The 446-nt window shown below is 54.0% G+C and carries 1 protein-coding gene; it reads left to right on the top strand.

Annotation, left to right across the window (positions count from 1 at the left end; all coding sequences use genetic code 11):
- The coding region (locus tag C3B52_RS35905; RefSeq protein WP_164685094.1) for a nicotinate-nucleotide--dimethylbenzimidazole phosphoribosyltransferase at positions 1 to 446 on the top strand (446 nt) is incomplete at both ends.

Below are 446 nucleotides of genomic sequence, written 5' to 3'. Positions count from 1 at the left end.
TGAACCATGAGAAGCTCCTCTCAAGGAACATTGGCAGAGGAACCGCCAATATGGCTAAAGGACCGGCCATGACCAGAGAGGAAGCGCTGCAATCCATCATAACCGGAGCAGAGATAGCGGCAGAGCTGGCTTCCCAGGGGACGCAGATGTTCGTGACCGGTGAGATGGGCATTGGGAATACAACGCCAAGCGCCGCGATCTTCTCGGTTCTGTCAGGCAAACAACCCTCTGAGGTTGTGGGACGAGGAACTGGCGTAACCGATGAGCGGCTGATACATAAGATTAACGTCGTGGAGCAGGCTATACAAGTCAATCAACCGCATGCGCATGATCCTCTGGATGTGCTCTCCAAAGTCGGGGGTTATGAAATCGGCGGATTGACGGGGCTGATTCTCGGTGCAGCTGCACACGGATGCCCTGTTATCATCGACGGTTTTATTTCCAGT

Source organism: Brevibacillus reuszeri, assembly GCF_002897295.1.
In the GTDB taxonomy this organism is placed as follows: Bacteria; Bacillota; Bacilli; order Brevibacillales; family Brevibacillaceae; genus Brevibacillus; species Brevibacillus reuszeri_A.
Note: the sequence above shows the minus strand (reverse complement) of the source record. Positions and strands in the feature narration are given on the sequence as shown.